Annotated in this window: 11 protein-coding genes and 1 pseudogene; 9 read left to right on the top strand and 3 right to left on the bottom strand. The window is 58.0% G+C overall.

The window, feature by feature from the left end; translation table 11 throughout:
- The first annotated feature begins 23 nt into the window (after positions 1-23).
- From mihF to FJV47_RS00230, 6 genes are all read left to right on the top strand, one after another.
- Positions 24-359, top strand: a complete 336-nt coding sequence (gene mihF, locus FJV47_RS00255; RefSeq protein ID WP_159609144.1) for an integration host factor, actinobacterial type — start codon at positions 24-26, stop codon at positions 357-359.
- A 3-nt stretch (positions 360-362) separates the two neighbouring features.
- The gene (gene gmk, locus FJV47_RS00250) at positions 363-926 is read left to right on the top strand and encodes a guanylate kinase (RefSeq protein WP_159609143.1); all 564 of its coding nucleotides are present in this window, start codon (positions 363-365) and stop codon (positions 924-926) included.
- Between the two features lie 11 nt (positions 927-937).
- Entirely contained in the window at positions 938-1,198 is a 261-nt protein-coding gene (gene rpoZ / locus FJV47_RS00245) for a DNA-directed RNA polymerase subunit omega (protein WP_159609142.1), read from the top strand.
- A gap of 84 nt (positions 1,199-1,282) precedes the next feature.
- The gene (coaBC, locus tag FJV47_RS00240; RefSeq protein ID WP_159609141.1) at positions 1,283-2,506 is read left to right on the top strand and encodes a bifunctional phosphopantothenoylcysteine decarboxylase/phosphopantothenate--cysteine ligase CoaBC; all 1,224 of its coding nucleotides are present in this window, start codon (positions 1,283-1,285) and stop codon (positions 2,504-2,506) included.
- Between the two features lie 79 nt (positions 2,507-2,585).
- A complete protein-coding gene (gene metK, locus FJV47_RS00235) occupies positions 2,586-3,791 on the top strand; it encodes a methionine adenosyltransferase (RefSeq protein WP_159609140.1) in 1,206 nt (401 codons plus the stop codon).
- A gap of 10 nt (positions 3,792-3,801) precedes the next feature.
- The gene (locus FJV47_RS00230; RefSeq protein ID WP_159609139.1) at positions 3,802-5,763 is read left to right on the top strand and encodes a primosomal protein PriA; all 1,962 of its coding nucleotides are present in this window, start codon (positions 3,802-3,804) and stop codon (positions 5,761-5,763) included.
- Here FJV47_RS00230 and FJV47_RS00225 read toward each other — a convergent pair.
- Together FJV47_RS00225 and FJV47_RS00220 are read right to left on the bottom strand one after the other, a co-directional pair.
- The gene (locus FJV47_RS00225; protein WP_159609138.1) at positions 5,760-6,659 is read right to left on the bottom strand and encodes an alpha/beta fold hydrolase; all 900 of its coding nucleotides are present in this window, start codon (positions 6,657-6,659) and stop codon (positions 5,760-5,762) included. The two genes, FJV47_RS00230 and FJV47_RS00225, sit on opposite strands and share 4 nt — an antisense overlap.
- A 10-nt stretch (positions 6,660-6,669) precedes the next feature.
- A complete protein-coding gene (locus FJV47_RS00220; protein ID WP_370514854.1) occupies positions 6,670-7,638 on the bottom strand; it encodes a sugar-binding transcriptional regulator in 969 nt (322 codons plus the stop codon).
- A gap of 145 nt (positions 7,639-7,783) precedes the next feature.
- On the opposite strand from FJV47_RS00220, the gene FJV47_RS00215 reads away from it, so the two are divergent.
- From FJV47_RS00215 to glpK, 3 genes are read left to right on the top strand one after another with little or no spacing between them, the layout of a single operon-like run.
- Entirely contained in the window at positions 7,784-9,463 is a 1,680-nt protein-coding gene (locus tag FJV47_RS00215; protein ID WP_159609136.1) for a glycerol-3-phosphate dehydrogenase/oxidase, read from the top strand.
- Positions 9,464-9,522: 59 nt separating this feature from the next.
- Positions 9,523-10,251: an MIP/aquaporin family protein gene (locus FJV47_RS00210; protein ID WP_159609135.1), complete on the top strand. Its 729-nt coding sequence runs from the start codon at positions 9,523-9,525 to the stop codon at positions 10,249-10,251.
- A gap of 17 nt (positions 10,252-10,268) precedes the next feature.
- Complete coding sequence (gene glpK, locus FJV47_RS00205; RefSeq protein WP_159609134.1) at positions 10,269-11,789, top strand: glycerol kinase GlpK; 1,521 nt, start codon at positions 10,269-10,271, stop codon at positions 11,787-11,789.
- A 79-nt stretch (positions 11,790-11,868) separates the two neighbouring features.
- Here the strand turns inward: glpK and FJV47_RS00200 are convergent.
- Positions 11,869-12,589, bottom strand: a pseudogene (locus FJV47_RS00200) (HNH endonuclease); the annotation flags it as partial.

Genomic DNA, 12,589 nt, shown 5'->3' with positions numbered 1-12,589 from the left:
TACACATTAAGGATGGCTGAACGATGGTACTGCGAGAACTCTCTGACGAAGATCGTATCCGGGCCCGCGCCAAAGCCCTTGCCGCACGCACTCGTCGTGCTGAAATCAAGGCGGAGTTCAGCGCCGGCAAAATTTCCATCACCGAGGTACTAGACTTGGTATACGAAGATGAAGCCGTGGGACGCATGCGTGTCATGGACCTTCTCGAATCGGTGCCGGGCGTCGGCGAAGTACGCGCGGCAAATTTGCTGGAACGCCTTGGCATTTCCCCATCCCGCCGACTGCGCGGACTGGGTCGCAAGCAGCGCACCGCAATCACCGAGCACTTCAAGCAAACCCCGCCAAAAACGAAAGTGTAGTCAATGACCGCTGCGTCGGTAACTGTTCTAGCCGGCCCCACGGCCGTAGGTAAGGGCACCGTCTCCACCTACATCCGTGATAACTACCCAGATGTCTGGCTTTCCGTGTCCGCAACGACGCGCAATGCACGACCCGGGGAACAAGACGGGATCCACTATTTTTTTGTGGGCCCAGAACGTTTCCATGAGCTCGTGGAAGAAGGCCAAATGCTGGAGTGGGCTGTAGTCCATGGCCAGAATAGCTACGGCACCATCCGTTCAACGGTTGAGGATGCAGTGGCTGACGGTAAAAAGGTCCTGCTCGAGATCGATCTGCAAGGTGCCCGCCAGGTCAAAGAGTCGATGCCGGAAGCAAAGTTTGTGTTCCTGGCACCGCCATCGTGGGATGAATTGGTACGTCGCCTTGTGGGACGTGGCACTGAATCGCCCGAAGAACAGCACCGCCGTCTAGAAACCGCTAAACTAGAACTTGCGGCGGAATCTGAATTCGACGTGACCATCGTTAACGACGATGTTGCACGTGCCGCCGAAGAGCTTGTAGCCCTCATGGGGCTAAAGAACGACTAATAGGGAGTCCTGTGTCCAACCTAGAGGGAATCATTAACCCATCGATCGACTCGTTGCTTGAGACCAACGACTCGAAGTACGCCATTGTGCTCAACTCGGCCAAGCGTGCCCGCCAGATCAACGCATACTACGCACAGCTGAACGAAGGCCTGTTCGAGTACGTTGGCCCACTGGTCGATACCAAGCTGAATGAGAAGCCGCTGACCATCGCCCTGCGCGAACTGGATGAAACCTTGTTGAAGGTTACTCCGGCAGAGGTCGTCGAGGACTAATCTTAAAGTTGGCGCCCTGTCATAGGGCGCCTTCTTTTTGGTTAAGCACCTTTTCACCGCACCAACACTTCAAGGAAGCACCTCGTGAAGCGAATCGTTTTAGGCGTCTCGGCAGGAATCGCTGCCTACAAGTCGGTCCTACTCTTGCGTTTATTGCGCGAAGCCGGCCACCACGTTGATGTGATCCCCACTGGCAACGTCGAAAACTTTGTGGGAAATGCGACGTGGGAAGCGCTTTCGGGTAACCCGGTGACCTCCAGCGTGTTTGATGCGGTCGAGAATGTGAACCATGTACGTCTGGGGCAGATGGCCGATCTGGTCATGGTTGTCCCAGCTACCGCAGACCTTTTGGCCAAAGCAGCCAGCGGTTTGGCCGACGATCTGCTCACCGGCACGCTCTTGGCTACCCGCGCTCCTATCGTGATGGCACCGGCTATGCATACCGAAATGTGGCAGCACCCGGCCACCGTTGCCAACGTCAAAACTCTGCGTGATAGGTCAGTGCGGATTATCGAACCTGCTTCGGGGAGGCTGACTGGAAAAGATTCGGGCCCCGGACGCCTTCCGGACCCAGAAGAGATCTTCGCTTCGGTACAAGACCTGCTCTCCGAGCCGATTCTCGCCGGGCAAAAGGTCCTGATCACCGCAGGCGGTACCCGCGAGCCGCTGGATCCGGTCAGGTTCCTGGGTAACCGGTCTTCGGGGCGCCAAGGTGTGGCCCTAGCGGAAGCCGCTCGTGCCGCCGGCGCTGAGGTCACGTTGATCGCGACTCACTTGGAGGTGCCAGCACCGCATGGGGTGAGCCTCGTTGAAGCCTCGAGCGCTCTTGATCTACGCGAAGCTGTCTTCACCCACGCACCGGGCAAGAACGTGGTGATCATGAACGCGGCGGTCGCGGACTTCCGACCGGCCACGATCGAAAACTCAAAGATCAAAAAGCGCGACGAAACTTCTGCACCGGTGATCGAATTAGTTCGCAACCCGGATATTTTGGCTGAACTGGTGCAAGCACGGTCAACCACCGAAAATTTGCCAGGCTTCATCGTGGGATTTGCCGCGGAGACCGGCGATGAGATGGGTACGGTGCTGGGCTATGGTCGCGCCAAGCTAGAACGCAAAGGGTGCGAGATGCTGGTTGTGAACGAAGTGGGTGCCACACTGACTTTCGGGCAAGAGACCAACAACATTCAGGTGCTCTTTGCCGACGGCACCGATGCGGTCAGCGCCGCCGGAAGCAAATTGGAAGTGGCGCGGGTCGTCATCGAACAGATTTCGCACGCAACAAAAGGACATGCTGCGCAAAAATAGTGAGCTGAGCCATACGCGGCTTGGTCACTATTGGCGCAACAACTGCTTAACGGTCCATCAGACCAGATAGAGTAACAACGTGACTTCAACAACCCCTGAACTACGTCTTTTCACCTCGGAATCCGTGACCGAGGGACACCCGGACAAGATTTGCGACCAGATCTCAGACGCGATCCTCGACGCCATGCTGGCCCAGGACCCCGACTCCAAGGTCGCTGTCGAGACCCTCACCACCACCGGCCTGGTGCACGTGGCCGGCGAGGTAACCACCAACGGCTACGTGGAGATCCCCGAGATCGTCCGCAAGACCATTTTGGACATCGGCTACGACTCCTCGGCCAACGGCTTTGATGGCGCTCGTTGCGGTGTTTCCGTGTCGATCGGCCAGCAGTCCCAAGAGATCCACGACGGTGTTTTTAATTCGCTGGAATCGCGTGAAGGTACCGCTAAGGATCCTCGCGATTTGCAGGGTGCCGGGGATCAGGGCCTGATGTTCGGCTACGCCTCGGATGAGACCGACTCGCTGATGCCAACCCCGATTTTCTTGGCTCACCGCCTCTCCGAACGTCTGACCCAGGTGCGCAAGAACGGTCGCATGCCCCTGCTGCGGCCGGACGGCAAGACTCAGGTCACCATCGGCTACGACGGAGAGAAACCAGTTTCGGTAGATACCGTGGTGGTTTCCAGTCAGCATGCTTCCGAGTATGAGCTGGAGACCCTCAAGGCGGATCTGAACGAAGAGGTAGTTACCCCAATTCTGGAACGTTCCGGGCTGGATATTTCGAACGCAAAAATCATCCTGAACCCCTCGGGTCCGTTCATCATTGGTGGCCCGGTAGGCGACGCTGGATTAACCGGGCGCAAGATCATCGTGGATACCTACGGTGGTTTCGCTCGCCACGGTGGTGGCGCTTTCTCCGGCAAGGACCCATCAAAGGTGGATCGTTCGGCCGCCTACGCCATGCGTTGGGTCGCGAAGAATGTTGTGGCTGCTGGTCTGGCACGTCGTGCTGAGGTCCAGGTGGCCTACGCTATTGGCGTGGCCCGCCCGGTCGGACTCTACGTTGAAACTTTCGGCACCGAGACCGTTGACCCGGCGAAGATCACCACGGCCATCAACGAGGTCTTTGACCTGCGCCCGCTGGGCATCATCGAGGACCTGGATCTTAAACGCCCGATTTACCGCAAGACCGCCGCCCACGGCCATTTTGGCCGCGAGGACAACGACTTTACCTGGGAGAAGCTGGACCGCGTCGACGCTTTGCGCAACTGGTTCAACGCCTAGGACCATTCACGTGCAGCAAGACGCACTGATCTCAGCACCCGAGCTGACCCGCCGCGCGCGGGTTGCTCGGGTGCTGATTGATTCTTCGGTTCCACATTTGGACCGCTTTTTTGACTACGAGGTTCCACCCTCCATGGCTGAACAAGCGGTAGCCGGGATTCGGGTCAAGGTGCCCTTTGGGCATCAGCAGCTCGCCGGGTTCATCGTAGAAATTCTCGAAGACCACGCCACGACCATGAAGTTGCGCCCGCTGAGCAAAATCGTCAGCGAACAGGTCCTGCTCTTTCCCGAAGTTCTTGCCACGGCCAGTGAAGTGGCCACACGCTACGCCGGGACACTATGGGATGTGGTGCGTTCGGCCATCCCTGCTCGTGCCGCCAAGGTCGAAAAAGAAGAACTGACCACAACCGCGCCGAGTCTGCCTGCCGGGCCAAACCAACTGAACCATTACGAAAATGGTGCACAAGCCCTGGACGCCTGGGCCAGTGGGGAAGTGCTACGCGCGGTGGCCACCTGGATACCGAACCTGCAGGGCTTCTGGCCCGAATTTTTGATGGATGCCGCCCGACCTGTGCTCGAGCGGTCGCAGCGTGTGTTAATCATTGTGCCCGATGCGCGAGATCTGAAAATCCTCAGCTCCTACCTGGATCAGTACTATGGCGTCGATTCCTATGCGCGACTGCAGGCCGACGATGGACCGACTCCGCGGTACCGCAATTTTCTGCGCGCCATCGCCGGACACGTGCAGATCGTCATCGGTACACGCTCCGCGGCGCTGTGCCACCTACCAGACTTGGGGCTGATGATCGTCTGGCAGGACGCGGACCAGTCGCATCGCGAACAGCGCGCCCCGTATCAGCACAGTCGCGAAGTTGCGCTACTGCGCAGCACCCAGGCAGGGATTTCGCTTCTCATCGCTTCCTCGTCACGGTCGGTTGAGGCCCAACGCCTAGTGGGGACCGGTTGGGCAACTGAGCTGAAGCTACCCCGCGATCTGTTACGCACGCACACCGCGCGCGTAGTCGCTACCACTAATGACTTCGAGTTAGAACGTGATCCGACTCTGGCTCGCGCACGAATTCCTTCATTGGCCTGGCGAGAAGCCAGTAAGGCACTAGAAACCGGTCCGGTATTGGTGCAGGTAGCACGCACTGGTTTTGTCCCGGCAGTAGCTTGTCAAGATTGTCGAACGTTAGCGCGCTGCACTCGTTGTCAGGGTCCGCTACACATCGCCGGCAAAAATTCGCACGTAGCCTGCCGCTGGTGTGGAGAACAATTTCACGACTACCGATGCCAAAATTGTTCCTCTCCACGGATTCGGGCGGCCAGCGTCGGCGCTGAGCGCACGGCCGAAGAACTAGGACTGGCCTTTCCAAAGGTCAGCGTTATTTCCTCCACCGGAGCTAAGCCCATCGAGAAAATTCCCGACAAACCGGCGTTGGTTGTCTCTACCCCGGGAGTAGAACCGTTGGTTGAAGCCGGATATGCAGCGGTGTTGTTGCTCGACGCTGACAAGATGCTTGCCCATGACTCCCTGCGCAACGCTGAAGAAGTTCTCTCGCGCTGGTTCACCGCGGCTTCGCTGGCTAGAAGCCAGGGTGTGGTCGTGCTTACCGGCAACCCGTCACCGGCTGGGGCATCGCTGGTTCGTTATGACCCTGCAGGGTTTGCCGAACGCGAGCTGGCTGAACGTCACGATGTCGCGTTGCCTCCTGCACTCAGAAGCGCTGTGGTCTCCGGACTCGGTGCGCAGCGCTTTATCGCTGCCCTGGACCAAGCCACGCGCGCTCGTGTGCAAATCCACGGACCAACCGTATTTGACGGACCGCCACTGACCCATCGCTACGTTCTTTTCTTCTCCTACGCCGATGGGCATGAAGTCACCAGTGCACTGCGGCATCTGCGTTCGAGCATGTCCGCGGCTAAGGACCCGGTCGTGAATATCGCTGTTGACCCCTACGACGTGCTCTAGCTTTCTTTAAGCCCACCGCTGCGTGCGCTTCCGGCGCCCTGAGAGCAGAGGAACCCCTGGATTTCGTCGGCAGTTTCGCTTGCCTTCTCGTAGTGAATCAGGTGCCCCACGTTCGCCAACATGCTTAACCGTGCGTCGGGGAAACTTTCTCGCAGCGCTTCCTGGGTAGCAACGCTGCCCAGTTCATCTTGCATGCCGCCGATCATCAAGGTTTGGACCCCAACGGCGGGGGAGTAGTCCCCGACCGTGCTTGAGATTGAAGCGCGATAGGCCTGCGCCAGAGTTGCTCGTGAATGGAAGCCCCCAAAATACGCCCGATGCTGCTCGCGAACATAGGCTCGAATGTTTGGCTCCTTGCTCTTGGTCATCACCACACTCATAGCGTCGGTGAAGAGCCGAGATCGCAACAGTGGTTCGGCCACCGCGGCGGGCAATTTGGCGCAGAGATCGTAGTAGCCACTGGTAATTTTTGCCAGTAGCGCTTGGGAAGAGTCGAGGGCCAGCTCAGAGATCGGGTTGAGCAGAATTAGCGACGCAAATTCGCGTTCTCCAGCCAATTTGGCGGCCACGATGGAACCAAATGAGTGGCCCAGTAAATGCACGCGGGAGTCTAGCCGCAACTGCGTGGCGAGCTGGTTTAGGGTTTTCGCGTAACCATGAACATCATGTTCAACGTTCTGCATGGAACTCGACGCACCAAAACCGGGCAGATCCGGCACGATCACCGTGTACTGCGGCAGGTGCGCGATGATCCGATCAAGCCCGTTGTGATCACCGCGGAAGCCGTGAATCGCAAAGATGACGCCGCGAGCCGGCTTGTGCGCGAGGGTGGTGAAAACACGCACCGTCGATCCATTGATTTGGTGCGTGGACACTGCCTGAACTCGTTGCTGCATAGCTAAAATCCTACCCGTCCAACAGAGCCAATGCGGTGCCCTCATCGATCACCAAGTCGGTAATTAGCCCGCCCTTGAGCGCACCGAGTACCGCCTGAAGCTTGCCGCGCCCGGCAACCACGCAAAACCGTGTTGGAACTTTTCGTAACGCGTCCAGATTGGGGCCGGTGGATCGGGCATTAAGCGAGATATTGGAGCTGTTGCCGTCCTTGTCGAAAAATACTGTCGCCACGTCCCCGACAACGCCCATATCGCGCAGTTCTTGGGTTTCGGCCTTAGTCAGATAGCCGCCGCGATACACCTGAGAAATTACGGCCGATCCGGCCGATCCCAGTGAGAACACTGCCACGTTCATCTCTTGCTGTACCTTCAGCACGCGCTTGATTGAGGTTTCCTGCCACATCGCCTCGCGAGTTGCCGCTCGATCAAAAAACGCTGGGACCGGAAACTGTTCGGTTCGCGCGGTGAAGGCCTGACCAAAGCGGGTCAAGATTTCACTGGCATAGCTCACCCCACTGGTCACCGGATTAGCTGCTCCGTTGAGCTGGACGATCTTCGTATCGTGCGTTGGATGCGGGGCTAGCGCGGTGGATACCGCCTGCATGGTCGCACCCCATGCCACTCCCACGGTCATCGAGGAGGAGATGATGTCGGCCAGCAGGTAAGCCGCGTGGGCTGAGACCCGCGAGAGCAGTTCGGAGTCGTCCATTGACCCGTCGGTGGGCACCACGTAAAAGTTCACACCGTAGTGTTCACGCAACTGGTTTCCCAGTAATGCGGACATGTTGGCGCTGGGGCTGATGCTGATCGAAACCATGCCCGTTCGCTTGGCGTGGGTCAGCAATCGAGAAACCGTCGATCGGGACGTTCCCAGCTCTTTGGCGATCACTTCCATCTTCATGTCTTGCAAGTAGTAGAGCTGCGCTGCCCGCAGAGCGTCCTTGGCCTTGGGAGTGGTGTGCACAGATGTGCCAGGCACGCCCCGTTTATAGGTTCCACCCGACGGTGTTTTCATCATCAATCTGACCGTTTCTGCACGTTTGTGCAATTTGTTTGACCGAATGGCCGTTCTGTTACAAGACTAGCCTCAGACTTATTCAATTGTTACTAAGGGGCACAAAAACGTGATTCGTGAACAGCTATCCAAACTGCGCGAACGCCCGCAGGCGCGGGTATTGGTTGTTGGCGGTGGCATCAACGGCGTAGCGACGTTCCGCTACCTCGCGATGCAGGGCATCGATGTGGCACTGATCGAACGCGGTGACTACAGCCAAGGTGCCTCCGGGGCCAGCTCGCACATGATTCACGGTGGCATCCGCTACCTCGAAAACGGTGAATTCCGTCTGGTCCATGAATCAGTGCAGGAGCGAAACTCACTGCTGGAAATCGCCCCGCATTACGTGAAGCCACTGCAGACCACGATCCCGATTTTCTCCACCTTCTCGGGCATCCTCAGTGCACCAACGCGCTTCTTGACCCACAAGTCGGGCAAGCCAACCGAACGCGGTGCCGCGCTCATCAAGGCCGGTCTGATCATGTACGACGTGTTCGCTGGCATCGGCGGACGTAATACTCCGTGGCACACCTTTAAGTCCGGTAAAGCGGCCCGCAGGGATCTGCCGCAGTTGCGCAATGACGTGAAATACACCGCCACCTACTTCGACGCTTCGGTGCACAACCCGGAACGATTGACCCTTGATGTATTGCGTGAAGGTCTGGATGCTAACGACCAGGCGCGCGCCAGCAACTACATCGAGCTCACCGGTGTTGAGAGCGGAACCGCAAAGCTGCGCGACGTGCTCACCGGCGCAGAATTCGACTTCGACGCAGAGGTCATCATCAACGCCACCGGTGCCTGGGTGGATTTGACCAACAAGGAGCTGGGCCGCGAAACCAAGTGGACCGGTGGCACCAAGGGATCGCACATCGTGCTGGATCATCCCGAACTACTTGAGGCCACTGGAGGCCGCGAAATCTTCTTCGAACACGAAGATGGCCGCATTGTGCTGATCTACCCGATGCTCGGACGCGTTTTGGTCGGTACCACCGATCTTGAGCACGACATGAACGAGCCAGCGGTGTGCACCGATGAAGAAGTTGCGTACTTCTTCGATTTGATCCACCATGTTTTCCCGGGCATCAAGGCCACCGAGGAACAGATTGTCTACAAGTTCTCTGGCGTTCGTCCGCTGCCGAACCACGATGACACTGCTCCTGGCTTCGTCTCCCGCGACTACCAGGTGAAGGAAACCCGCCTGACTGACTCGACCACGATGCTCTCGCTGATCGGTGGTAAGTGGACAACCTTCCGCGCGCTGAGCGAGAACTTGGGTGCTAAGGCTCTAGAATTTTTGGGTGAGCGCCAAGTGAAGTCGACCGCCGGTGTGGCCATCGGTGGTGGCAAGAACTTCCCGACCAATGACGGCGCACTGGCCGCATGGTATGCAGCTCGCGAGTCGAAGGCATCCCGGGACCGCCTGCGAGTCTTGCTCGAGCGCTATGGCACCCGTGCCGACTACGTGCTCGCACAACTCGGTGAGAACGAGACGATGCTGGAGCATACCGACGAGCTGTCCTGCCAGGAGATCGCCTACATGGCTCACAATGAGCAGGTCGGCCGCCTCATTGACGTATTCATTCGCCGCACCAACCTTGCCTTCCGTGGCTTGGTGACAAAAGATTTGGTCATCGAGGTAGCCAACTGCCTTGCTGACCCAATGAGTTGGGATCAGTCTCAACTACAAGCCGAAATCGACCATTCGCTCTCGGTTCTTGCAGAAAGCCACGGAGTCATCCTGAGCTAATCTGCCACGTGGCCGGCGGTAAGTAGCCGCCGGCAGTCGAAATCACTAAGAGGTCAACGATGTCCACTCACGTGTTTTTCGCCGAGTTACTCGGCACATTTGTACTATTGCTGATGGGTACTGGCGTCTGCGCCAACGTCGCACTGAAGGGCACGCTGGGAAGCGGCGCCGGATGGCTTGCCATCAGCTTCGGCTGGGGACTTGGCGTCTACAGTGGTGTCTGGATCGCCGGTATTTCAGGTGCACACCTAAACCCTGCGGTGACCCTAGGCCTGTTGGTCAATCCTGACGTCACCGAATACGCTCCTGGCGTTGCCATCACCTTGGGCAATACTTTGCTGTACTTCTTGGCGCAATTCATCGGCGCCTTCCTTGGTGCCACTGGCACTTGGCTGGCCTACAAGAAGCACCTTGATGACAAGCAGAACGCCGGCACCCAGCTCGGCGTCTTCGCAACCGGACCGGCTATTCGCTCCTATGGTTGGAACTTGGTTACCGAGATTTTCGGTACCTTCGTGCTGGTCTTGGTGATCGCCGGTTTGGGTCACACCCCGAACGAACTTGGCCCACTAGCCGTAGCTCTCTTGGTTGTTGCTATCGGCCTGTCCCTAGGCGGCGCCACCGGTTACGCCATCAACCCGTTCCGCGACCTCGGCCCACGTTTGGCTCACGCGGTTCTACCTATTAAGGGCAAGGGCTCCTCAGATTGGGCCTACGCGTGGGTTCCATTGGCAGGGCCGGCCGTCGGCGGTATCCTTGGCGGACTAATGGCCGCCCTAGTCTTCTAGAAAGAGAGCAGTAAATCATGAGTGAAAAATTTGTGATCGCCATTGACCAGGGCACGACTAGCTCCCGCGCCATCGTCTTCAACCACGCAGGCGATGTGCACTCGGTAGGACAGCTCGAGCACGAACAGATCTTCCCGGCCGCCGGGTGGGTCGAGCACGATCCCGCTGAAATCTGGAACAACGTGCGTGAAGTGATTGGCCAGGCGCTGTCCAAGGCCAACCTAACCCGCCACGACATCGAGGTTGTCGGCATTACCAACCAGCGTGAAACTACCGTGGTCTGGGACAAGACCACCGGTGAAGCTGTTTACAACGCGATTGTTTGGCAGGATACGCGCACCCAAGACATCGTCGATGAACTGGCTGCCGACAAGGGTGTAGACCGTTACAAAGAAACCGTTGGTTTGCCGCTAGCAACCTACTTCGCAGGCACCAAGATCAAGTGGATTCTGGATAACGTTGACGGTGCGCGTGAACGTGCAGAAGCCGGCGATCTACTCTTTGGAACCACCGATAGCTGGGTGCTATGGAACTTGACTGGCGGAACCGACGGCGGTGTCCACGTCACCGACGTGACCAACGCTTCGCGAACCTTGTTCATGGACCTCAAGACGCTGTCGTGGGATGAAAAGATCCTCGCTGACTTCGGCGTTCCTCTGTCCATGATGCCTGAGATCCGTTCGTCCTCTGAAGTGTACGGCAAGGTGCACACCAAGCAGTTGCTGCGCGAGGTGCCGGTGGCTGGCATTTTGGGCGATCAGCAGGCGGCAACTTTTGGTCAGGCAGCTTTCACCGCCGGTAGCGCTAAGAACACTTATGGCACTGGTTGCTTCCTCATCTTCAACACCGGTACCGAGATCGTAAATTCGACCAATGGTCTGCTCACCACGATGGCCTACAAGCTCGGTGACGAAGCACCGGTATACGCGCTAGAAGGCTCCATAGCTGTGGCTGGCTCACTGGTGCAGTGGCTGCGCGACAACATTGGCATGATCTCCTCGGCGCCGGAAATCGAAGAGCTCGCCGCCAAGGTGGATAACAACGGCGGAGTTTATGTTGTCCCAGCATTCTCCGGACTGTTCGCCCCGTATTGGCGCTCAGATGCTCGTGGTGCCATTGTGGGTCTGACTCGTTTTGCGAACAGGAACCACATTGCTCGTGCTGCATTAGAGTCCACCGCGTTCCAGACTCGCGAGGTGCTCGACGCGGTAAACGCCGACGCTGAGGTTCCGTTGACCGAACTGAAGGTCGACGGTGGCATGGTTGCCAACGAAGCGTTGATGCAGTTCCAGGCAGACATTTTGGGTGTGCCGGTGGTACGCCCAAAGGTTACCGAGACCACTGCGCTGGGTGCTGCTTATGCTGCAGGGCTCGCCGTTGGGTTCTGGAAGGATCTAGGTGAGCTTGAAGCGAACTGGTCCGAGGACAAGCGCTGGGAACCACAGATGGATGAGGAAACCCGCGAACGCAATCTGCGACTGTGGAAAAAAGCTGTGACTCGCACCTTCGACTGGGTCGACGAGGACACCAAGGCCTAAATCGCCTGCGCTTATCCTTGAGCGCATAGGCGCGACGACGCCCGAACCATATCGATGGTTCGGGCGTCGTCGTTTAACCTCAGCACTCGTCGGGCTCAGGGTTCTGTACTTGCGGTGGATCTTGTTCGGGTTCTTGTTGCGGGGGAGAATCGCCTGATTGCAGGGCGCCCCAGAAGGTATTACGACGTGGTTTCTGTTCGGGATCAAGATGTTCAGGCAGAATCACATGAGGTAGCCCATCAACGTCGACGACCTTGATTTGTCCAGCGTGGCGCTTGTGATGATCGCCGGTGCACATTCCTGCCCCGGACCAGACGCTCGTTTCACCACCCTCGGACCAAGGAACGTCGTAGTGGTCGGTTTCAACTTGGTCCGGAGGCACCGTGCAATCGGGCACAATGCAGCCACGATCGCGCGCCAAAATTGCTTCCCGAATGCGGCCTTTGTGATAGCGCATCTTGCGTCCCATATCCAGTGGTTGGCTATTGCCTCCAAGGACCAAAGGAATGATGTCTGCTTTGGCCAGTAGCACTCTAAGTTCGCCCGGCGGGATTTTTACGCCATTTGCGGTCATTCCGTTGACTTCCGCCAAATTTTGGAGATCGGAAAGCCACATGTAGACGATGAACTTCGGGATAACGACCTTGCGTTTACCTCCAACGTAGGGAGCGGCAACAAGGGCCATCAGTGCGTTGAGCCGGCGCAGAGCAGCATCGGGCTCTTCGGGTGCGACGCTCGGCGTTTCAGGTGCGGGGGCATCGGCATCGGCATCGGCATCGGCATCGGCATCGGCATCGGCA

It is taken from the genome of Glutamicibacter sp. JC586, from assembly GCF_009805585.1.
Lineage (GTDB): Bacteria > Actinomycetota > Actinomycetes > Actinomycetales > Micrococcaceae > Glutamicibacter.
The sequence above is the reverse complement of the archived record's forward strand: the minus strand, read 5'-3'. Positions and strand labels throughout refer to the sequence as shown.